The following is an 18,922-nucleotide window of genomic DNA, read 5'->3' as shown; positions in this document are numbered from 1 at the left end:
CGGAGCATGTTTCACCTGAGGCCTCTGTGATCGTCATGAGTATTACAGACGATCACTGACAAGGGAAGACAAGGAATGTGATGATCCGCAGAAAATCTACTTGAGGGCGTACGTGGTGAGGCCGGCCTGGATCTGACGTTGGAAAACGCTGTAAACCAGCAACATTGGCAAAATCGCCAGCGCCAACGCCGCGAACATCGCCGACCAGTCCTGGTCGTAGCCTGCCGCGGTCGCGATATCGGCGATGCCTTGCGTCAGCACCCATTTCTCGCGATCCTGCAACAGCACCAGCGGTATCTGGTACTGGTTCCACTGCCCGAGCACGTTGAAGATCGTGATACTGACCAGACCGGGTCTGGCCATGGGCATCATGATCTGGAAGAAGACCCGTGTGTGTGACGCGCCGTCTACCATCGCTGCCTCCACGACGGCGGTCGGCAGCGTGCGGAAGAAGGCCGCGAGAAAGAAGACCGTGAAGGGCATCGAGTAGGCGATGTAGACCAGCGCCACCCCGAGGTGGGTGTTCAGGCCGATGAACGGGCCGACCAGCGGAACGTTGCCCATGTTCTGCACCACGAAGAAGAGCGGGGTGAGCGCCAGGTAGACAGGGAAGGCGAGGCCGGAGACGAACAGCAGGTAGATGGCGCGATTACCGCGGAACGGATACCGCGCCAGGACGTAGGCCGCCATCGAGCCCAGCAGCATCGTGCCGAACGTGCTGATCGTGACAACGATGACGCTATTCAACATGTACTGGCCGATGTGGAAGTTGTTCCAGGCTCGCTCGAAGTTATCCCAGCGCAGGGTCTCGGGAACAGCCCAGGCGTGGTCGAATATCTCCCCTTCGCTCTTGACCGATGCGAAGAAGGTCCACATGATGGGCACAATGATCAGCACGGCCCAGATCATGAGTGCCAGATGTGACAGGAGCGCCAGCGGGCCGAGGCGACTTCTACGCTGCCGCCTGGCCGCCTTCCTGGACGTCAGAATCGTCCGGGAGACCGTCGTCATTGGTACTCGATCCGTTCCCTCCGCGACAGGCGGAGCGCCAAGATCGCGAATCCGATGGTGAAGAAGAACATGACGACGCCAAGCGCCGAAGCGTAGCCGAAGTAGGAGTAATGGAATGCGTTGCGGTAGATTTCGGCGGCCATCACGGTGGTGGAGGAGTCTGGGCCGCCGTGCTGGTCGGTCATCACCCAGACGATCGCGAAGACGTCCAGCGCGAGGATGCCGAGGTAGATCCAAGCCACCTGGACGGTGTCCCACAGGAGGGGCAAGGTGACTCGGATGAAAAGCGAGATCCGTCCCGCCCCGTCGATCTGGGCTGCCTCGAACATGTCGCGCGGAATCGACGCCAGACCAGCGGAGAAGAGCACCACATAGAAGCCGACGGCTTGCCAGATCATCACGCCGAGCACGGACCAGAAGGCCACAGCCGGCTCTGAGAGGAAACCGATCGGTTTGATGCCCAGGGCCATGAGCGGGGCATTGACCATTCCGCTGGCGTCTGGTCTGAACGCCTGCTGGAACAGTACGGCCACCACCGCGACGGCCAGAATCTGGGGGAAGAAGAACAGCACGCGGTAGAACTTCGAGCCCCAGATTCCCTTCCTGCCCCCGTGACCCCCACCCACGTTGAGCAGGAAGGCGAAGAACAAGGCGATGACAATGGTTATCAGGGGCAGCAGGAGAAGTAGGACTCCGTTGTGCGTGACCGCCAGCCAAAACTTTTCATCATCAAGCAGCCGCTCGAAGTTGTCCAGCCCGATGAAGCGCGGCATGGCCGACACGCCTCGCCAGTCGGTCATCGCGATGTAGAAAGCCTGGATGTACGGCGAGATCACATAGACCACGTAGAGAATCACCGGGGCTGCCAGGAACGAGGTGATGAACAGCCCGCGGCGATACCTGTTGAAGATCATTAGCGCTTGTACTTCTTGATCGAGGAGTCGTTCTTGATCTCGTCGGCCTTCTTCTGGATGCGCTCCAGGTACTTGTCGGGCGTCAGGCCGCCGGACATGAGCTGGCCGGTGGCGGCGATGGCCTCGTCCTTGAGCGGGCCGTACCAGTTGTTCCAGCGGTAGTAGACGGCGTTCGTGCCCGCGTCCGCGACGGCCTTGGAGGCGCTGGTGACGCCCGGGGAGATGTCCTTGCCCTCAGTGGCTCCCTTGACCACGGTCATGGTGCGCACGAGCGCGCTGAAGTCGCCGGCCGCCTTCTTCGACAGCATGGCGCGCAGGTACTCCATGCCCGCCTGCGGGTGCGGGCTCTTGGCGGAGACGATGAAGTTCTCGCCCGGCTGGGTGTGCAGGGTGCCATAGGGCATCTTGTCGGACCCGGTGACGTCGGGAATCGGGAACATGCCGTACTCGAAGTCGGGCGGTGTGGTGGTCTTCTGCTCGTTCTCCAGCCAGGAGCCGGAGGGCAGCATGGCGACCTTGTACTTGTTCTGCGCGGTCTGCGTCTGGACGTGGTCGAGGCCGGTGGTGCCCTCCATGAGGTACTTGGCGCCGACCTCGGCCCAGGCGGTGGCCGCGGACTTCATGGCCTCGGTGGTCCAGGCGCCGTCCTCGAGGTTGTCGATGTTGACCAGCACCTCGTTGCCGCCGATCTTGGCGGCCATGGTGAGCAGCGGCTCGTACAGGTACTGCGGGAACTTGCCGGCGTAGGTGAACGGCGCCATCTTGCCGGACTTCTTGATCGTCTCGCAGAGCGCGATGAACTCGTCCCAGGTCTTGGGAATCTGCCAGCCGTTGTCCCTGAACACCTTCTGCGAGTACCAGATGCCGTGGATGTAGTTGACGTAGCCCAGCACACTGAACTTGCCGTCGTAGGTGCCGATCTCGATGACCGACGGGTCGATGGTGTCCCTGACCTTGGTGTTCGGGTCGTCCCACGAGGGCGCGTCGAGCAGCGGGGTCAGGTCCTGGAGCTGCCCGTCCTGGGAGAGGGCGCCGAAGTCGATGAAGTTGGCGCCCGAGTTGTCGATCACCTCGGGCGGGTTGCCGCCGGCGAAGCGCGGCTGCAGGACCTTGGTGATCTCCTTGGTCGCGTTGTGCTTGATCTCGACGTTCGCGTATTTGGTCTTGAACAGCGGCTGGTGGATGTTCTTGGCGTAGTCCTGGCCGAAGCCGCCGTCGAAGATCCAGACTTCCAGCGGCTTGTCGGCGGCCACGCCGAACGGGTTGGCCGCGCTGGTGGCGACCGGCGCTGACGAGCTCGTGGCGGCGGGCGGGGCGGCAGGTGTGGCGCAGGCCGCCAGCGCTCCGGCCGCAGGCACGAGGGCGGCGGCGCGCAGGAAACCACGCCTGCTGATGTGGGGGGTGTCGGACATTATGTGTACTCCTTCATGATCCGCGTCGGATTCGTCCTGCGTAGCGGCTCTCCAGGGCCTTGTTGTGCTCGTCGCCGCCCGTCACGTTCACCGACAGGTAGATGGGGGGTCTCTCGCCCATCGCCACGAGCTCGTCCACCGCCTCGGTGACCACCATCTGCGCCAGCAACGCGGAGGTGATCGTGGACACCGCACCGTAACTGCCGCCGCCGGGCAGGTCGAGGATGGCGTCCCCGTACGGCGCGCCGTTGTCCAGCACGACGTCGGCCAGATCGAGCAGCTTGCTGCCCGACGGGTGGCGCGAGGTCATCCGCGTGCTGTGCTTGACCGAGGTCAGCGCGATCAGCGGGTGGCCACGGTCCTTGACGATCGTGGCCAGCTCGACGACCGCGCCGTTCACACCGGAGCTGGAGATGAGCACGAACACGTCCTGCGGCGCGACCGGCGCCAGGGCGTAGATCTCGTGCGCGATGGCCGGGTCCCGCTCCAGTTCGGGGGTGAGCACGCTCGGCGGGCGGCCCCCGTACAGGACGAGATCCCTGGGTGTGAGGCGGTTGCTGGGCACGAGGCCGCCGGCCCGTCCGGCGATCTCCATGGCGATGGCCTCGGAATGCCCGGAACCGAAAGCGTTTACCACGCCCCCCGCCCGGATCGAGGCCACGACCAGCGCGGCTGCCTGCTTGACCGGCTCGGCCTGGCTCTCCGCGACCTGATGGGCCAGGTCGAGCACCTTGGATGCGTACGTCATTCAGCCTCTCTCCACCCGATGGCTCTCCACGGCGCTGATCGTGCGCTTGAACGCCTCGTTCGTGCGCTCGTAATTGCGTTGCGCGACCGCCACGTACACGGCGTCCAGCACGAACAGCTGCGAATGGACGGCGGCCAGCCCGCCGAGCCGGAACGTGGTCTCCCTGCTGGCGGTGGTCAGCACCAGGTCGGCCAGGTCGGCCAGCGGGGAGCGGGCGAAGGAGGTGACCGCGACCGTCAGCGCGCCGTGGCTGCCCGCCTCGGCCAGCGCCTCCATGACCTCACGGGTACGGCCCCGGTGGCTGATGCCGATGGCCACGTCGCCCTGCTTGAGCAGCGCCGCCTCCGACAGGGCCACGTGCGCGTCGCCCGCGCTCCAACCGGGGATGCCGATCCGGCGTAACCTGCCTTCGAACATGGTGGCCACGTTCCCGCTGGTGGAGACGCCTACCAGGAGCACTCGCGGGGCCGCCACGATGGCATCGGCCACTTTGGCGACCATGTCGAGGTCGAGCTGCGCGGCGGTGTCCTGGATGAGCCTGGTGTCGGCGGCGGCCATGACCTCGACGGCCGTGTCGAGCGGGTCGTTCGGGCCGATCTCGTGGCCGACGCCCGCACCCCAGCCCGCCTGGGCGGCCCGGCCCGTCTCGGTGGCGAGCGCGACGCGCAGCTCGGCATAGCCGGAGAAGCCGAACGCCCGGCAGAACCTGGTCACGGTGGCGGGCGAGCTGCCCGCCCGCTCGGCCAGCGCGATGATGGTCGACCGCGCCGCCTCGGCCGGGTCTTCGAGAATCACCTCGCCGACCCTGCGCAACGCCTCCGGCAAACCGGGTAGTTCCGTTTCGACGCGCCCAAGCGCTCCTGAAGTCACGAATATTCCTTCCGAATACCCGGTCTTCTGGCGAAAATTATTCTTGCTTCTCGGTCACGTCAAGCCCCAGACTCGGACCGTGACTCAATCGCTAGTGGTCGGCGTCGATGCCGGGGCCACGTCGACGCGGGTCGCCGTCCACACGCTCGACGGCACTCGGGTGGGGTACGCGCGGGCCGGCGCGGGCAATCCGACTGCTCACGGGCTGGCCAAGGCGGTGGCGGCCGTCGGCGCCGCGCTCGGGGAGGCGCTGGGGACGCACGATGGCGCGCGGGTCGCCGGCTCGCTGGCCGGGGTGGCGGGCTACGTGGCCGAGATGGCGCCCGGGCTGGCGAAGGTCTGGGCCGATCAGGGAATCCCCGAGGAGCCGCGGTGCATGGGCGACTTGCAGATCGCCTATGCGGCGGGCTCGCCGGAGCCCGACGGCTCGCTGCTGCTGTCCGGCACGGGCGCGGCGGCCGCCAGGATAATGGGCTTCGAGCTCGACGCGGTCGCCGACGCGCTGGGCTGGCTGCTGGGGGACTCGGGTTCCGGCTTCTGGATCGGGCGCGCGGCGGCGAAAGCGGTCGTGGACGCCTTCGACCGCGGCATGCCGGTCGAAGCGATCGACACGGCCGGGCCGAAGGCGGCGGACGGTCCCTGGCCGAACGGGCCCGAGGCGGCCGGGGCTCACGAGCCGGCGGGCCCGGCGGTCACGCTGGTCTCACTGGTCGCGGGGCACTTCCTCGGCAACGAGCGGCCCGCCACACCGCGCGACGTCGCCAGCCGCATCGTCCGGCTGGCGCAGGCCGATCACATGCGGCTGGCCGCCCTGTCCCCGCTCGTCAGCCGGGCCGCTGAGGCAGGCGACCCGATGGCGGCCGGCATCGTGCACGAGGCGGCCGGCCGCCTGGTCGCCACGCTCGAACGGGTGCACGTGTCCGGCCCGGTGGTGCTCGCCGGAAGCGTGCTGACCGCTGACGGCCCGATACGGCGAGCCGTGACGGGTCTGCTGGCGGGCGAGACCGTGACCACGGCACGCGACGCGGCGGGCGCGGCGGCCTGGCTGGCGGCCCGCACCCTGCTGCCGGAGACCGAGGCGAAGGCCCAGCACGCCGCCTTCACGGCCGCGCCGTAGCGGACCGGCCAAGATCGCGCGAGCACGCGTACTCCTTTTGAGTGCCTGCGGGGCCCTGCCGCCCCTCGGCCACGCGGTGTCCGGGGAGCGCTGAGTCTCACCTCGCGAGCAGGGCGGCGCTGCCGTAACTCCCGCCGAAACCCGTCACCAGCGCGACCTCGCGTTGTCCCGTTCGCAACTCCCGCACGGCCTGGGCCACGTTGTTCAGGCCGTGCACGTAGCCCTCCGAGAGCAGGCCGCCGTGCGGGTTGACCCACGCGTGGCGGCGCTCCAGCAGGTACGCCCCGAGGTCCGCGCGCTCGACCAGCCCGAAGTCCTCCAGTTGCCGGGGCACGAGCCACGAGTACGCGTCGTACGGCAGCGCCACGTCCACATCGGACGGCCGCATGCCGGCCGCCTCCCAGAGCATGGGCGCCACGTACGCGGAGAAGATCGTGCTCACGTCGGGCGCGCGGTCCATCGAGGAGCACCCGGGCCCTCCGCCCCGTACCACCGCCTGGACACGCGGCCCGTCGAGGACGCCGCTGACGACCAGCGCACAGGCCCCGTCGGTCTCCTGGCAGCAGTCGGCGGTCCGCAGCGGGGTGCACACGTACGGCTTGGCGAGATAGTCCGCGAGCTCCAGCGGCTCGCGGCGCAGCGCCCGGGGGTTGGCCTTGGCGTTGTCCCTGGACTGGGCGACGACGGCGTGCAGGTGCTCTTCTGTCAGCCCCGTGTCGTGCAGGTAGCGGGTCGCGGCCAGGGCGAACAGCGGGATCGGGCCCGCCAGGCCGTACGTGAAACGTTCCTGGGGGCCGGTGGAGACGGTGTTCATACGTTTGCCCGAACGGCCGTTGAGCGCCCGAAAGATCAAGATATTTCGGGCCAGGCCCGCGTGGACCAGCATCGCCGTGTCCCCCAGGATCGACGCCGCCTGCGTGCCGCCTCCGGCGATGTCGTTGTGCCACCCGAGCCGCTCGATCCCCAGGGCTCTGGCGACCTGCACGACGGGCGCGGAGTCGTTCATGTGATAGCTGAGCACCGCGTCCACGTCACGCGGGCCGATGCCGGCGTCCGCGCAGGCCGTCCGGCACGCCTCGGCCGCGAGCTCCAGCTCCGTGCGCCCGGACTGCCTGGTCAGCGCCGTCATCCCGATCCCGGCCACGGCCGCTCGCCCGGCGAAGGCCTGCATGCCCCACACGCTAACACAGGCAAGCGCTTGCTAGGTTAGCGCGCCGGGGTGACAATGCGTCTTCACGGGAGCTGTCTCGTCTTGTAATACGGAGGTGCGATCTACCGATAGCTCATCACCATCACCCCGAGGTGAGCGATGGATCTGCGCCACATCAGGTACGCCATGGCGATCGCACGGGCCGGCAGCCTCCGCCGGGCCGCCGTCGCGCTGCACATTGCCCAGCCCACGCTGTCCGAGCAGCTGAGGGCACTGGAGAAGGAGATAGGCGTCGAGCTGTTCAGCCGTTCGTCCAGCGGCGTGCAGCTCACCGAGGCAGGCGAGGCGTTCCTGGCCCAGGCCACCGTCGCGGTCGACGCGTTCGAGCGAGCCGTGGCCGCGGCCAGGAGCAAGGGCGACACCTCGCGCCTGGGCGTGGCGGACGGGCTGGCCGATGTGGTCGCCCGGCTGCTCTCCCAGCTCCAGGGCCTGCGCCTGCGGGTGGCCCCCATGGGCACGGCCGAGCAGATCATCTCCATCGTGGACGGCACCCTGCAGGCCGGGCTGGGCTACGCGCCCGGCTCGTTGCCGAGGGGTGTGGCCAGGATGCTCATCCACCGTTTCCCCGTGCGCGCCCTGGTGCACCGCGATCATCACCTGGCCGCGTCCGAGGCGGTGTCGCTGGCGGACCTGGCCACGGAGCCGCTGGTCATGCCGGAGTCCGACGCGGTGGCGGGCGCCCGTCGTTTCCTGGAGGGTTTCGTACGCCACCGGCTCCACCCCCGGCTCGGCCCGGCGGCGGCCACGCACGACCTGGCGATCACCATGGTGGAGGAGGGCTCGGGCTACACGCTCAGCGTGCACGAGGGCACGCCGGTGCCGGAGACCCTGACCTTCGTTCCGATCAAGGAGGACGTCCCCCCGCTGGAGGTGGTCTTCCTCTGGAACCGCCAGGCCGACGTGCCGGAGTTGGTCAGCGCCGCCCGCCATGTCGCCCGATCTGGATAGCGATATTATCTAGCGATGCGCATCTCCGAACTCAGCGCCCGGTCCGGCGTGGCCCTCCCGACGATCAAGTACTACCTGCGCGAGAACCTGCTGCACCAGGGCGAGCAGATAGCGGCGACCCGGGCCGAGTACGACGATTCGCACCTGCGCAGGCTCCGCCTGATCCGGGCGCTGCTCGAGGTGGGCAAACTCCCGGTTGCCTCGATCAAGCAGATCATCGCCGCCGTCGACGACGAGTCGCTGCCCATTCACGAGATGCTCGGCACCGCGCACTACGCGCTCGGCCCCACTGTCGAGCCGGAGGCGAGCGGGGACTGGGAGGCCGCCCGCGCCCAGGTGGACCGCCTCATCACGGACCTGGGCTGGAATGTCCACCCCGCGGCCCCGACCCGGGACGAGCTGGCCCAGACCCTGGTCAGGATGCGCCAGCTCGGCGTGCCCATCGACCTGGGGCCGTACGTGGAGGCGGCGCAGAGGCTGGTGGCCGAGGTCGAGATGGGCGCCATCCCGTTCGACGGGCCGCGTGACGCCGCCGTGGAGGCCATGGTGCTGGGCACCGTCCTGTACGGCAAGGCGTTCGACGCGCTGCGGCGGATGGCCCAGGAGTCGGAGTCGGCCCGCCGTCTCACATGAGGCCGCGTCAAACGAAGCGGTCCCAGATGGGGCGGTCCCAGATGGGGCGGTCTCAGATGGGGCGGTCTCAGATGAAGCCGTTCGCCCTCAGGACGTCGACGGCGTGGATGGTGATCGCGCCACGCCAGTCGAGCGAGCCGGCAGGCGAGATGCGCGCATAGTCCACGGTCCACCCGCCGTCGTCCTTCTGACCGCCCGCCAGCCGCACGAGGTCGGCGGCGATCACTTCGGGATCGAACAGGTCGCGGGCCGGCCGGCCGGGGTACGGCGCGAAGTCCAGCGGCCGCAGCGCCTCGTTCGCGGTGCCGCCCTCCACCGGCACCCGCCCGTCCTCCGGGATGAGGGCGCCGAGCCGCTTGAGCAGGTCGGCGGCCCGGGGCTGGGTGTCGTACACGGCGTCGAGGAAGAGCACGGCGAACGACAACACGTACGCGTGCGGCCGCCCATCCAGCTCCTGGATGGCGTCGAGGCAGTACCGCGTGGCCTTCTCCAGCCAGGGGTGCGCGGCGACGGCCGGATCGTGCGCGGCGACGCGGTGGGCGGCGGCCGCGGACACGGCGGTGATCTGCAGCGACGAGGTGGTCGTGTCGGCGCCGGCCCACCACGGGGCGGTGCCGTGGGGGACGGTGAGCGGCTGGGCGAACGGCAGGCCGCCGTCGGGCAGCGTGACCGCGTCCAGATAGCCGCACAACTCCGCGGCCCGAGGGGAGGTCTCCGGCGCGATGTCCGCGAACACCTCGAAGGCGTGCAGGGCGGCGCCCGGCTGGCTCTCCGGGGAGCGCAGGTCGGGCTCCAGGCCCCAGCCGTACCCGCCGTCGGGATTGCGGTAGGCCTCCAGGGCGGTCAGCACCCCTGCCGCGTCACCGTCACCCATGAGCAGGTCGTAACGGCGGCGGTCCAGCACGCGGGCGTGGGTGGCCAGGAAGCCGGGGATTGCCGAGAGGTTTACGTTCATGTGGCCATCGTGCCCGGGGCGCCGAGGTGCAGTCTTGTAGGTTCCGGACACCCTGCCCGGACATACTGACAGGGTGGACGACGGCATGGCCCGCACGAGATTCGCCAGGGCGCGGGTGGCCCGGCTCGGCACCGTGGGCGACGGCGGAGCGCCGCACCTGGTGCCGATCGTGTTCGCCATGGTCGCCGAGACGGTGGTCACCGCCGTCGATCACAAGCCCAAGACCACCGCGAACCTTCGCAGGATCCGCAACATCCGGGGCAACCCCCAGGTCAGCCTGCTGGTCGACCGCTACGAGGACGACTGGGCGCAGCTGTGGTGGGTGCGGGCCGACGGCCTGGCCCGCGTCGTCGAAGGCGGGATGGAGCGCGAGACGGCACTCGACGCGCTGGTGGCGAAATATCCCCAATATCGCGAGCGCCGCCCCACGGGACCCGTGATCGTTGTCGGTGTGACTCGCTGGACCGCCTGGTCCGCTAGCGGACTGGACACGGGCTCGCCGTGAACGCGGTGTGCAGCGCTCTCGCCTCCGACTCCGGCAGCAGGTCGCGGGCCGCCAGCCAGGCCGCCGCGCCCGCGGTGTCGCGCGCCGTCGTGACGGTCTCGCCCGCCAGCAGTTTCGTCACGGACCGCCGCACCGGTTCGCTGCCGGTCAGCACGCCTCCGGCGAGGACGATGGGAAGACCGGGCTGGTGCACGTGGGCGGCGGTTCGCGTGAGGCGCGAGGCGGCCTCGGTGACGATGGCCTCCGCGGCGGGGTCGCCGGCCTCTGCGGCCCGGGTGACCAGGGGCGCAAGCTCGGCCAGCGCGAGCGGGGGCGCCGCGTGCACCGCCGCGGCCAACTCCTCGACGCGCCCGCGGTGGCAGGCGGGGCCTTCCTCCTGCTCTACCCGCTGCTCAAGGCGGCGGTGATCTCGTTCCAGCACTTCCGCATGGGTGAGCTGATCAGGGGCGGCGCCGCGTTTCATCGGCCTGGACAACTACGCCGAGCTGCTCGCCGGGGAGGAGTTCTGGCAGGTCTTGTGGCGCACTGTCGTGTGGACCGCGATCAACGTGGTGCCCATCGTGGTCCTTTCCACCGGGGTCGCCCTCATGCTCGTCCGCCTGCGCCGCGGCCTGCGGCTGGCCCTGATGAGCGCGCTCGCCCTGGCCTGGGCCACTGAACGTGCTGATCATCAAGGATCAGGACAAGCGGACGCTGCCGGTGTGGTTGTCGTCGTTCAGCGACGTGTTCGGCACGGACTGGGGCGCCACGATGGCCGCCGCCAGCCTGTTCGCGCTGCCCGCGCTGCTGCTCTTCCTGTTCCTGCAGCGGCGCGTGGGCACGGGCATGACGGCGGGTGCGGTCAAGGGCTGACCGTGCGGGCGGCGTGGCGACCAGGCGGCGGGCCACGCCGACCGGAGTCATTCCCTGATCGTGACGGGCCGCTTCAGCAGCCAGAGCGCGGCGCGCTGGAGCAGCGTCCTGTGCACCTCGTTGTCGTACGACCTGGTGTCGTGGCCGAGGGCGTCGTAGAACACCCGGCCGCGCCGCACCGGCCGCGCCCAGATCAGCGGCTGGCCGTTGGACGAGGCCAGCGGCTCGACGTCCGGCAGGATGTCGAGGTCGCTGTAGACCTCGTCCACCACGTCGAAGTCCCGCAGGCCGTCCACCACCGGGTGCTTGCCGTGCACGCGCACGCCCGTCCACCCCAGGGGCGGGTGGTGGGACTTGGGCCACGTCCAGCAGCCGCCGAGCACCCTCGGCCAGCCCTGCCAGTCGTCGAAGCAGATCGACGCCGAGTGCATGCACAGCAGCCCGCCACCCCGGTCCAGGTGGTCGAGGAGCGTCGTGCGGGCCTCGGCCGGCAGGCCGAAACGCCACTCGGCACGCAGGTCGGCGAACCGGTCCTGGGTCATCTGCCAGCGCAGCGCGTTGACGGTGATGAGCTGGACCTCCGACGGTTCGCTGAGCGCGCCCGCGATGTCCTCGGTGATCTCGGACTCGACCCCCACCTCGGCAAGCACCTCCGCGAGCGCGGCCGACGTGGCGGCGAAGTCGTGGAACAGGCCTCCTGACAGGATCAGATTTCTCGCCACTGGCCCAGCCCATCATGGTTAACGCGGCATTTCCACCCGTGAGCTGTCACATCCGGGGGTCGGACCTGGCCGTCGACGCGCTCGACCGGGGGCAAGCGGGCGCGGCGTCGCGCCAGGTCGCGCCCGACGCGGTGGTCCACCTGCTCTGACGTGGGCGGGCTGGTGCCCCGGCACGCGTCGTTCTTCGGTGAAGAGGCATGATTTCTGGCGTGGAGTTCGAGGAGTACCGCCCGATGTTGCTCGGGCTCGCCTATCGTCTGCTCGGCAGCATGTGGGACGCGGAAGACGTCGTGCAGGAGGCGTGGCTGCGCTGGCAGGGCACCGACCGGAGCACGGTCAGGGAGCCGCGGGCTTTCCTGGTGACCGTGGTCTCGCGGCTGGCGCTCGACCAGTTGCGGTCGGCCCGGGTGAAGCGGGAGGCGTACACCGGGCCGTGGTTGCCGGAGCCGGTGCTGACGTCGGAGGCGGGGCCGCTGGACACGGCGGAGCTGCGCGACACCGTCTCGTACGCGACCCTGCACATGATGGAGCGGCTCTCCCCGCCGGAGCGGGCGGTGTTCGTGTTGCGGGAGGCGTTCGAGCTGCCGTACGACGAGATCGCGGAGATCGTCGGCTCGTCGATGGCCAACGCCAGGCAGATGCATCACCGGGCCTCCGTGCGGGTGGCCGAGGGACGCGACAGGTTCCAGCCGACCTCGGAGGACCACACCACGCTGCTGACGAAGTTCATCGACGCGGCGAGGGGCGGCGACCTCGGCGCGCTCACCGAGTTGTTCCACGCGGACGTCGTGTCCTGGAACGACGGCGGCGGCAAGGTCAGGGCGGCGCTGCGGCCGATCATCGGCAGGCGCAAGGTGCTGTCGTTCATCGGTGGGCTGCTGTCGCGCTACGACTTCTCGGAGGCGCGGCTGCTGGACGTCAACGGCCGGCCGGCGATCTGGACACGCGTCGCGGGAGTCGATCAGCTCATCATGATCGATATCGTCGACGGCCACATCAAGGGGATTTACGGCGTGCTGAACCCGGACAAGCTGGCCCGCGTGCACCCCGGCTGAACGCGGTCACTCTATAGTCGCCCCTATGGATCTCGGCATCTCGGGCAAGGTCGCCCTCGTCACCGGAGGCAGCGCGGGCATCGGACTGGCCGCGGCCAAGAGTCTGGCACGGGAGGGGTGCGACGTGTGCGTCACCGCCCGCAACCCGGAGCGGCTCGCGGACGCGGTGGTGGAGCTGCAGGAGTTCGGCAAGGTCGTGCACGCGGTCCTGGCGGACGTGGAGGATCCGACCGCAGCGCGGCGGGTGGTCGAGGAGACGCGTGACGTGCTCGGCCCGGTGGACATCCTCGTGGCCAACGCGGGCGGCCCGCCGCGCGGGCGCTTCGACGAGGCCACCCTGGCCGACTGGGACGTCGCCGTGCAGCGCAACCTGCTCGGCACCGTACGGCTGATCCACGCGGTGCTGCCCGAGATGCGCTCGCGCGGCTGGGGCCGGATCGTCACGATCACGAGCCGGTCGGCCCGCGAGGCGCTGGACGGCCTGGCGCTGTCCAACGCCACCCGGTCGGCCGTGGCCGGCGTCGTGCGCACGCTGGCCAGGGAGGTCGCCGGTGACGGCGTGCTGGTCAACAACGTGATGCCGGGGCCCATCGACACCGAGCGGCTGCGTGAGCTGGCTGAGGACGAAGACGTCCTGGCCGAGCGGGGCAAGGGGGTGCCGGTCGGCCGCATCGGGCGCGCGGAGGAGGTGGGGGACGTGGTGGCGTTCCTGGCCAGCGAGCGGGCCTCGTACGTGAACGGGATCTCGATGCTGGTGGACGGCGGGGAGAGCCGCGTCATCGCCTGAGAAGGGTGCCGACGACGGTGGCGGCCCAGGTCCGGGTGTCCTCGGGCAGGTCCACGAAGTGGGACAGATTCGCCCGGTGGAAACACGCGCCCATCAGCATGGCGGCGGCGGCCTGCGCGTCCATGTCCGCGTCGATCCTGCCGCCGCCCTGCTCGGCCTTGATGATCTCGGCCAGCGCCAGGACCGGCACGTGCGGGCCCCTGCCGGACTCGGCCAGCATGTTCCTGAAGCCCGCCATGAGCGACGGGTCGGCCAGCACGCCCGAGGCGATGCCCGCCGCCCTGGTGTAGAACTCGACGGCCGCGACCGCGAAGCCGGTGAGGGCGTCGGCCAGGTCGCCCTGACCGGCGCCCTGCCGCAGCCGGGTCAGGGCCTGGCCGAGCGTGGGCTGCCGCTCCAGCAGCACCGCCAGGAGCAACGCCTCCTTGCCGGGGAAGTGTTTGTACAGCAGGGCCTCGGAGCAACCGGCCTGGCGCGCGATCCGCTTGGTCGTCGCGCCCACGATGCCGTGCTCGCGCAAGGCCTGCTCGGCGGCGTCGAGGATGCGGTCGCGGGTGCTCATCCGGTCATGATATGAGCGCGTACTCATCGACTTGGCGGCGCATGACATGCTTCGAGATAGGGACCATCGGGAGAAGGTAGGGGCATGGACAAGCCGGTCATCGTGACGGTGGACGACGACCCGGGCGTCTCGCGGGCGGTCGCCCGTGACCTGCGACGCCGCTATGGCCAGGAATACCGGATTGTTCGCGCTGAGACGGCCAGGGACGGCATCGAGGCGGTCAGGGAGATGCGGCTGCGCGGCGACGACGTGGCCGCGATATTGGCCGACTACCGCATGCCGCAGATGAACGGGGTGCAGTTCCTCGAGGCCGCCATGGACCTGTATCCGTACGCGCGCCGCGTGCTGCTGACCGCGTACGCCGACACGGACGCGGCCATCCAGGCAATCAATGTGGTGGATTTGGACCACTATTTGCTGAAGCCGTGGGATCCGCCGGACGAGAAGTTCTACCCGGTGATCGACGGGCAGCTGGACGCGTGGCTGCGTACCGAGCGGATCGAGCGGTCCGAGCTGCGGGTGGTGGGCGACCGGTGGTCGGCGCAGTCGTACAAGGTGCGTGACTTCCTGGCCCGCAACCACGTGCCGTACCAGTGGATGCTGGCGGAGGATCCGGAGGGCGAGCAGCTGGTGAAGGCGGCGGGCGAGAACTGCCACCTGCCGCTGGTGGTGACGGCCGACGGCACCACGCTGGAGTCGCCCGACCAGGCCACGCTGGCCATGGCGGTGGGCCTGTCGACGACCCCGGCCACCGACTTCTACGACCTGATCGTGGTGGGCGGCGGCCCGGCCGGGCTGGGCGCGGCCGTCTACGGTGCCTCCGAGGGCCTCAACACCGTGCTGGTCGAGGCCTACTCGTCAGGCGGCCAGGCAGGCCAGAGCTCCAGGATCGAGAACTATCTGGGCTTCCCCGACGGGGTCTCCGGGCAGCAGCTGGCCGACCGGGCGCGCAGGCAGGCGCTGAGGTTCGGAGCCGAGCTGCTGACGGCGCGCAAGGTGACCATGCTGGAGCCGCGCGGGCAGGCACGGGTGGTCGGGTTCAAGGACGGCGGGGAGATCGCGGCGCACGCGGTGATCCTGGCGACCGGCGTCACCTACCGCCGGCTGGAGGCGCCGGGGCTGGAAGAGTTCGTCGGCCGGGGCGTCTTCTACGGCGCCGCGCTGACCGAGGCGCCCGCGTGCAAGGACGCCGAGGTGCACATCGTCGGCGCGGCCAACTCTGCCGGGCAGGCGGCCGTCTACCTGGCGGGATTCGCGAGCAAGGTCCACTTGTTGGTGAGAGGTGATGGTTTGGAGAAATCCATGTCTCACTACCTCATCGAGCAGATCGCCGCGCTGCCCAACGTCGACGTGCATCTCCAGACGGAGGTCGTCGGCGGGGGCGGCACGGGGCATCTGGAGCGGCTGACGCTGTCGACCAAGGGCGAGGAGCGTACGGTCGACGCGCAGTGGTTGTTCGTGTTCATCGGCGCGGAGCCGTACACCTCGTGGCTGGGCGAGACGATCGAACGGGACGCGAAGGGGTTCGTCCTGACGGGACCCGACCTGGTCCAGGGCGGGCGGCGGCCGCGTAACTGGCCGTTGCGGCGCGAGCCGTACTTCCTGGAGACCAACGTGCCGGGAGTGCTGGCCGCGGGCGACGTACGCGCGGAATCGATCAAGAGAGTGGCCTCCGCCGTCGGGGAAGGCGCGATGGCCGTCGCGCTCGTGCACCGCTACCTGGAGAAGCAATGAGCACCACTATCGACATCGACGAACTGCGCAAACTCTTCCTGTTCGAACGGCTGACCGACGAGCAGCTCACCAAGCTGGCCAACAGCGGGCAGGTGAAGACGTTCGCGGCCGGCGAGGACATCGTCTGCCAGGGCGAGCCGGCCGAGTGCTTCGCGGTGCTCATCGAGGGCGAAGTGCAGATGCTCAACGAGACGGTCAGCGCCGGGACGGTCGCGATGCCCCGCACGTCCCAGCCCGGCGTGTACGGCGGCGCCACCTCCGCCTACCTCGGCGACCGGGCGCCCGACACCTACCAGCACACGCTGCGCGCGACCGCGCCGTCGCGGATCTTCCTGCTGCCGGCCAAGAAGTTCGCCTACATCGTGGCCGAGTGGTTCCCCATGGCCATGCACCTGCTCGACGGCCTGCTGTCGGGCGGGCGCATGCAGCGGGAGGCGATCGACCGGCGGCAGCGGCTGACCGCGCTCGGCACGATCACCGCGGGGCTCACGCACGAGCTGAACAACCCGGCCGCGGCCGCGGTGCGGGCGGTGGGCGAGCTGCGTTCGCTGATCAAGGCCTCCCGTCTGCACCTCGCCCAGCTGGCCGAGGACGGCATCCCGCCGGAGAAGTTGCGCACGCTGATCGAGGCGCAGGAGGCGTGCACGAACAAGCTGGGCACCCTGCCGCCGCGCTCGCCCCTGGAGATCTCCGACGCCGAGGACGAGCTGGGTGAGGCGCTGGACGAGCTGGGCGTGGAGGACGCGTGGGACCTGGCGCCCGCGCTGATCAACGCCGGCTTCTCCGGCAAGGACCTGGAGAAGATCCGCACCAAGGTGGGCGAGGAGCACGCCCCGGCGGCGCTGCGCTGGCTGGCCGAGGCGATCGAGATCTCGCAGATGCTGAGCGAGGTGACCGAGGCGACGGAGCGCATCACCTCGCTGATCCGCTCGGCCAAGCAGTACTCCCAGATGGACCGCGCCCCGTTCCAGGAGCTGGACGTGCACGACCTGCTGGACAGCACGGTCGCGATCTTCCGTGGCAAGATCCCGCCGGGCATCAGCGTGGTCACCGACTACGACCGCACCCTGCCGCCCATCCCCTGCTACGGCGGCGAGCTCAACCAGGTGTGGACGAACCTCATGCACAACGCCCTCGACGCGATGGGCGAGTCGGGCACGCTGACCGTCCGCACGGCGCACGACGAGGACGAGGCGATCATCGAGATCGGAGACACCGGCCCCGGCGTGCCCGACGCGATCAAGGATCGGATCTTCGAGCCGTTCTTCACCACCAAGAATGTGGGCGAGGGCACGGGGCTCGGGCTCGACATCTCCTACCGGATCGTGGCCGGGCGGCACGGCGGCGAGATCAAGGTCCGCTCGGTGCCCGGTGACACCTGGTTCGAGGTACGCCTGCCGCTGCGCGAACCCACAGCCGCCGCCTGAGCCAGGGCGGCTCAGCGGGGCGCCACATGAGGTTCATCCGGCTTCATCGGATGGATGCCGACTTGTCAGGAACGGTCATGAGCCCATGTAATGGATGACCGTAATCCTGAAAGGAGGCGAGCCGGTGAGCACGTCCGCGGCTACGACGGGTTCACGCTCGCTGAACTGCTGGGTCCGGTGTTCGTGCCGATGCTGATGGTGCTGAACATCCCACCCGCGTACACCCGGGCCCTCTACCGCACCGCCGGCTCCTGCACCAGCGCGATCACGCCGATGAGCCCCTACTTCGTGATGGCGCTCGGTTTCCTGCGGCGCTCCCGCCGCGCGGCCGCGATCAGCACGCCGGCCTCGATGACCATCCCCATCGCGGTCACCCTGCTCGTCCTGGACGCTGCTGTTCTTCGTGTTCTGGTGGCTCGGCATCCCGCTCGGGCCCGGGGCGCCCGTTCCCTGATTCCCTGGAAGGACTTCCGTGCTGATCACCGACTGGACCCGGCGGGCCCTCCCGGCCATGCTCGACGACCTCAAGGCCGTGGTGGAGCTGGAGACCCACAGCTACGACAAGACCATGCTGGTCAAAGGCCTGCGCACGATCCGCGGCAGGGCCGTCGAGCGGCTCGGGACGCCCGACGAGGAGGTCCTGCACGACGGCGGCCAGTACGGCGACATCCTTGAGCTGACCTACCGGGGCACCGCGCCAGGGACCGTGCTCATGCTCAGCCACTACGACACGGTCTGGCCGACGGGGACGCTGGCCGGGTGGCCGTTCGCGGTCGTGGAGGGCAAGGCGACGGGGCCGGGCGTGTTCGACATGAAGGCCGGGCTGGTGCAGTCGATCTGGGCCCTGCACGGGCTGCGGGAGCTGGGGTTGCCGCATCCGGACGTGCGGTTCCTGTTCAACGGGGACGAGGAGATCGGCAGCCCGGCCTCGCGCGAGCACATCGAGGCGGCCAGCGAGGACGTGCTGGCGAGCCTGGTGTTCGAGGCCTCCTTCGACGGCGCGCTGAAGACGGCGCGGAAAGGGGTGGGGTTGTTCAGCGTACGGGTGACCGGGGTGGAGGCGCACGCGGGGCTCGATCCGTACGCGGGAGCCAGCGCCATTCACGCCATCGCCGAGATCGTCACCACCCTGGCGGGGGCCGCCTCACGGGAGCGCGGCACCACCGTGAACGTCGGCCTGATCAGCGGCGGGACCGGGCGGAACGTGGCGGCCGGGCACGCCAGCTGCGGTGTGGACGTGCGGGTGACCGATCCGGCCGAGATGGGGCGGATCGACGACTTGTTCGCCGACCTGCAGGCCTCCGACCCACGCGTCTCCATCTCGGTCACCGGCGAGTGGAACCGGCCGCCCATGATCCCGAATCCGGCCTCGCAGCGGTTGTTCAAGGAGGCACAGGAGGTGGCGGCCGGGTTCGAGTGGTTGCTGGACGAGGTGGCGGTGGGGGGTGCCAGTGACGGGA

At 69.5% G+C, this 18,922-nt stretch carries 20 protein-coding genes and 1 pseudogene; 11 read left to right on the top strand and 10 right to left on the bottom strand.

What is annotated here, in order from left to right:
* Positions 1 to 96: 96 nt before the first annotated feature.
* The 5 genes from ETD86_RS28220 to ETD86_RS28200 form a co-directional block, all read right to left on the bottom strand.
* Complete coding sequence (locus ETD86_RS28220; protein ID WP_246148325.1) at positions 97 to 897, bottom strand: carbohydrate ABC transporter permease; 801 nt, start codon at positions 895 to 897, stop codon at positions 97 to 99.
* Between the two features lie 110 nt (positions 898 to 1,007).
* A complete protein-coding gene (locus ETD86_RS28215; protein WP_138669190.1) occupies positions 1,008 to 1,925 on the bottom strand; it encodes a carbohydrate ABC transporter permease in 918 nt (305 codons plus the stop codon).
* Complete coding sequence (gene ngcE, locus ETD86_RS28210) at positions 1,925 to 3,337, bottom strand: N-acetylglucosamine/diacetylchitobiose ABC transporter substrate-binding protein (protein ID WP_138669189.1); 1,413 nt, start codon at positions 3,335 to 3,337, stop codon at positions 1,925 to 1,927. Before ngcE ends, ETD86_RS28215 begins: the two co-directional genes overlap by 1 nt.
* Positions 3,338 to 3,350: 13 nt before the next feature.
* Positions 3,351 to 4,085, bottom strand: a complete 735-nt coding sequence (locus ETD86_RS28205) for a sugar isomerase domain-containing protein (protein WP_138669188.1) — start codon at positions 4,083 to 4,085, stop codon at positions 3,351 to 3,353.
* Entirely contained in the window at positions 4,086 to 4,955 is an 870-nt protein-coding gene (locus tag ETD86_RS28200) for a MurR/RpiR family transcriptional regulator (protein ID WP_138669187.1), read from the bottom strand.
* 79 nt (positions 4,956 to 5,034) lie between these two features.
* Between ETD86_RS28200 and ETD86_RS28195 the strand changes: the two genes are divergently transcribed.
* Entirely contained in the window at positions 5,035 to 6,072 is a 1,038-nt protein-coding gene (locus ETD86_RS28195; protein WP_170223315.1) for an N-acetylglucosamine kinase, read from the top strand.
* Between the two features lie 97 nt (positions 6,073 to 6,169).
* On the opposite strand, the gene ETD86_RS28190 is transcribed toward ETD86_RS28195, so the two are convergent.
* Positions 6,170 to 7,243 carry a thiolase C-terminal domain-containing protein gene (locus ETD86_RS28190; protein ID WP_138669185.1) on the bottom strand — a complete coding sequence of 358 codons (1,074 nt, stop codon included), beginning with the start codon at positions 7,241 to 7,243 and terminating at the stop codon, positions 6,170 to 6,172.
* 138 nt (positions 7,244 to 7,381) lie between these two features.
* On the opposite strand from ETD86_RS28190, the gene ETD86_RS28185 reads away from it, so the two are divergent.
* Together ETD86_RS28185 and ETD86_RS28180 are read left to right on the top strand one after the other, a co-directional pair.
* Complete coding sequence (locus tag ETD86_RS28185) at positions 7,382 to 8,230, top strand: LysR family transcriptional regulator (RefSeq protein WP_138669184.1); 849 nt, start codon at positions 7,382 to 7,384, stop codon at positions 8,228 to 8,230.
* A gap of 15 nt (positions 8,231 to 8,245) precedes the next feature.
* Complete coding sequence (locus ETD86_RS28180) at positions 8,246 to 8,863, top strand: MerR family transcriptional regulator (protein ID WP_138669183.1); 618 nt, start codon at positions 8,246 to 8,248, stop codon at positions 8,861 to 8,863.
* Positions 8,864 to 8,930: 67 nt separating this feature from the next.
* Here ETD86_RS28180 and ETD86_RS28175 read toward each other — a convergent pair whose 3' ends face one another.
* The gene (locus ETD86_RS28175; protein WP_138669182.1) at positions 8,931 to 9,818 is read right to left on the bottom strand and encodes a hypothetical protein; all 888 of its coding nucleotides are present in this window, start codon (positions 9,816 to 9,818) and stop codon (positions 8,931 to 8,933) included.
* A gap of 73 nt (positions 9,819 to 9,891) precedes the next feature.
* Here ETD86_RS28175 and ETD86_RS28170 point away from each other — a divergent pair, with 73 nt between their 5' ends.
* A complete protein-coding gene (locus ETD86_RS28170) occupies positions 9,892 to 10,323 on the top strand; it encodes a TIGR03668 family PPOX class F420-dependent oxidoreductase (protein WP_246148323.1) in 432 nt (143 codons plus the stop codon).
* On the opposite strand, the gene ETD86_RS28165 is transcribed toward ETD86_RS28170, so the two are convergent.
* Complete coding sequence (locus ETD86_RS28165) at positions 10,295 to 10,744, bottom strand: hypothetical protein (protein ID WP_138669181.1); 450 nt, start codon at positions 10,742 to 10,744, stop codon at positions 10,295 to 10,297. The genes ETD86_RS28170 and ETD86_RS28165 overlap by 29 nt on opposite strands.
* 239 nt (positions 10,745 to 10,983) lie before the next feature.
* Here ETD86_RS28165 and ETD86_RS28160 point away from each other — a divergent pair, with 239 nt between their 5' ends.
* Positions 10,984 to 11,175, top strand: a complete 192-nt coding sequence (locus ETD86_RS28160) for an ABC transporter permease family protein (protein WP_246148320.1) — start codon at positions 10,984 to 10,986, stop codon at positions 11,173 to 11,175.
* A 47-nt stretch (positions 11,176 to 11,222) separates the two neighbouring features.
* Here the strand turns inward: ETD86_RS28160 and ETD86_RS28155 are convergent, their stop codons facing one another.
* Positions 11,223 to 11,897, bottom strand: a complete 675-nt coding sequence (locus ETD86_RS28155) for a ThuA domain-containing protein (protein WP_138669180.1) — start codon at positions 11,895 to 11,897, stop codon at positions 11,223 to 11,225.
* Between the two features lie 209 nt (positions 11,898 to 12,106).
* On the opposite strand from ETD86_RS28155, the gene ETD86_RS28150 reads away from it, so the two are divergent.
* On the top strand, positions 12,107 to 12,952 hold the full coding sequence (locus ETD86_RS28150; RefSeq protein ID WP_246148316.1) for an RNA polymerase sigma-70 factor: 846 nt from the start codon (positions 12,107 to 12,109) through the stop codon (positions 12,950 to 12,952).
* 25 nt (positions 12,953 to 12,977) lie between these two features.
* Positions 12,978 to 13,739 carry an SDR family oxidoreductase gene (locus tag ETD86_RS28145; RefSeq protein ID WP_138669178.1) on the top strand — a complete coding sequence of 254 codons (762 nt, stop codon included), beginning with the start codon at positions 12,978 to 12,980 and terminating at the stop codon, positions 13,737 to 13,739.
* Here ETD86_RS28145 and ETD86_RS28140 read toward each other — a convergent pair.
* Positions 13,729 to 14,301 carry a TetR/AcrR family transcriptional regulator gene (locus ETD86_RS28140; protein WP_170223314.1) on the bottom strand — a complete coding sequence of 191 codons (573 nt, stop codon included), beginning with the start codon at positions 14,299 to 14,301 and terminating at the stop codon, positions 13,729 to 13,731. The two genes, ETD86_RS28145 and ETD86_RS28140, sit on opposite strands and share 11 nt — an antisense overlap.
* Positions 14,302 to 14,385: 84 nt before the next feature.
* Here ETD86_RS28140 and ETD86_RS28135 point away from each other — a divergent pair, with 84 nt between their 5' ends.
* The 4 genes and pseudogenes from ETD86_RS28135 to ETD86_RS28120 form a co-directional block, all read left to right on the top strand.
* Positions 14,386 to 16,035: an NAD(P)/FAD-dependent oxidoreductase gene (locus ETD86_RS28135; RefSeq protein WP_138669176.1), complete on the top strand. Its 1,650-nt coding sequence runs from the start codon at positions 14,386 to 14,388 to the stop codon at positions 16,033 to 16,035.
* The gene (locus ETD86_RS28130) at positions 16,032 to 17,462 is read left to right on the top strand and encodes an ATP-binding protein (protein ID WP_138669175.1); all 1,431 of its coding nucleotides are present in this window, start codon (positions 16,032 to 16,034) and stop codon (positions 17,460 to 17,462) included. The genes ETD86_RS28135 and ETD86_RS28130 overlap by 4 nt, the downstream gene beginning before the upstream one ends.
* Before the next feature lie 90 nt (positions 17,463 to 17,552).
* Positions 17,553 to 17,813: pseudogene (locus tag ETD86_RS59695) on the top strand (AbgT family transporter); the annotation flags it as partial.
* A gap of 121 nt (positions 17,814 to 17,934) precedes the next feature.
* The coding region (locus ETD86_RS28120) for a M20/M25/M40 family metallo-hydrolase (RefSeq protein WP_246148313.1) at positions 17,935 to 18,922 on the top strand (988 nt) is incomplete at its 3' end.

The sequence above is a fragment of the Nonomuraea turkmeniaca genome (assembly GCF_005889735.1).
GTDB classification, from domain to species: Bacteria; Actinomycetota; Actinomycetes; order Streptosporangiales; family Streptosporangiaceae; genus Nonomuraea; species Nonomuraea turkmeniaca.
Note: the sequence above shows the minus strand (reverse complement) of the source record. Positions and strands in the feature narration are given on the sequence as shown.

Bases quoted from the DNA above. Each gene is read 5' to 3' on its own strand.
- ETD86_RS28215 (WP_138669190.1), bottom strand. From the start codon at position 1,925: ATGATCTTCAACAGGTATCGCCGCGGGCTGTTCATCACCTCGTTCCTG.
- ngcE (WP_138669189.1), bottom strand. From the start codon at position 3,337: ATGTCCGACACCCCCCACATCAGCAGGCGTGGTTTCCTGCGCGCCGCC.
- ETD86_RS28205 (WP_138669188.1), bottom strand. From the start codon at position 4,085: ATGACGTACGCATCCAAGGTGCTCGACCTGGCCCATCAGGTCGCGGAG.
- ETD86_RS28190 (WP_138669185.1), bottom strand. From the start codon at position 7,243: ATGCAGGCCTTCGCCGGGCGAGCGGCCGTGGCCGGGATCGGGATGACG.
- ETD86_RS28185 (WP_138669184.1), top strand. From the start codon at position 7,382: ATGGATCTGCGCCACATCAGGTACGCCATGGCGATCGCACGGGCCGGC.
- ETD86_RS28180 (WP_138669183.1), top strand. From the start codon at position 8,246: ATGCGCATCTCCGAACTCAGCGCCCGGTCCGGCGTGGCCCTCCCGACG.
- ETD86_RS28175 (WP_138669182.1), bottom strand. From the start codon at position 9,818: ATGAACGTAAACCTCTCGGCAATCCCCGGCTTCCTGGCCACCCACGCC.
- ETD86_RS28145 (WP_138669178.1), top strand. From the start codon at position 12,978: ATGGATCTCGGCATCTCGGGCAAGGTCGCCCTCGTCACCGGAGGCAGC.
- ETD86_RS28140 (WP_170223314.1), bottom strand. From the start codon at position 14,301: ATGAGCACCCGCGACCGCATCCTCGACGCCGCCGAGCAGGCCTTGCGC.
- ETD86_RS28135 (WP_138669176.1), top strand. From the start codon at position 14,386: ATGGACAAGCCGGTCATCGTGACGGTGGACGACGACCCGGGCGTCTCG.
- ETD86_RS28130 (WP_138669175.1), top strand. From the start codon at position 16,032: ATGAGCACCACTATCGACATCGACGAACTGCGCAAACTCTTCCTGTTC.